The 1253-nt window shown below is 75.3% G+C and carries 1 protein-coding gene; it reads right to left on the bottom strand.

Going from position 1 to position 1253, the window contains the following annotated elements; genetic code table 11:
* A partial coding sequence (locus tag RWX45_RS02085; protein WP_316022132.1) for a transglutaminaseTgpA domain-containing protein occupies positions 1 to 1253 on the bottom strand: 1253 nt, incomplete at both ends.

The following is a 1253-nucleotide window of genomic DNA, read 5'->3' as shown; positions in this document are numbered from 1 at the left end:
AGCGTATCCGCGCCGGTATCCGGCGTCAGGGTGCCGGTATCCGCGCCGACGGGTTCGGCGAGTGGTTCCCACGCCTCACCGTCGAGGTCGCGGATGACGCCGAGGGTGAAGCGCAGGCTGGTTCCCGGCGCCACGCCATCGGCGGTGTACTCGAAGGCGGTGCGGGCCGTGCCCCGCACCAGGTTCTCCCCCAGCCGGAGGGTGGTGTCGGGCACGGAGACGGCCGGGCCACGCGCGTCCCAGTTCCAGGCGTGGGTGGGTGCGGTGGGGGCGAGGCTCAGGGCGCCGATGGCGAGCACGACCGCCAGGGCAGTGGTGCCCGTGATCGACGTGGCGCGCACCAATGTGGTCAGGGCGCGTGCGGGGGTGCGCGGGCTCCCGTGTCCGGTGCGGCGCGGCCGACCCCCGGGGGGCATGCCCGCTGGCGCCGAGGTGACCATGAGCGCGAGCACGCCGGCGGCGGCGGTGAGGATGACGGCGTCGTCGGGGGCACGGCCCAGCACCATGCCGGGGGCCAGGAGCGCGGCGGCCGGGGCCAGGCCCGTGAGGCCGATGCGGTCGCCGCCACTGGCGCTCATAAGCGCGCATGCCCAGGCCAGTAGGAGGGTAACCAGGCACAGGGCCAGGCCGAGCACTCCGGCGGTTGTCAGTGGGGCGACGCCGTCACGCAGCACTGCGCCGACGACGCGCAGTTGAGTGATCGGCTCGCTTATCCAGGCCTGTGCCGCACCTGTGCCGCGCCAGCACCACAGCAGTGTCCCGGCGCCGGCGGCCAGTGCGAGGGCGCAGGCCGCCCCGGAGCGGTGGGGCCAGGCGGTCCGCAGCAGACCGGGGATGAGGAGGGTGACGGCGGCGACTGCGAGGCTGCGCAGCGCCCAGGGCTCAGGGACGAACAGCGGCTCCAGTGCGGTGACGGCCAGGTGCCACAGGCCGACGACGATGAGCGCCGCCGCCAGGGGCTGCCAGCGTGCCGGATGGGTGTGCGGGCGGCGCTCCGGGACGGCGATCCGGGCGGCAGTGCTGCGGCTGCCTCGGGCGGGGTCGGCGCCGGGGACGTGTGGGGCTGGCTGCGCGGCGGGATCGTTGGCAGGAGGAGCGGAGAGGTCCGGGTTGGCGACAAGAATCAGCCCGGTCGTATCGGGCTCGGGGTCGGCGTGCGGGCCGGTGATGGTCACATCGGCGCGGGCCGCCTCCGGTGCCGACGCGACGGCCGGGATGGTTGGGGTGACCGGGGTGGCTGGGGTTGCTGCGGT

The organism is Actinomyces sp. MRS3W, from assembly GCF_032465695.1.
Lineage (GTDB): Bacteria > Actinomycetota > Actinomycetes > Actinomycetales > Actinomycetaceae > Actinomyces.
This window is presented reverse-complemented; position numbering and strand designations above follow the sequence as displayed.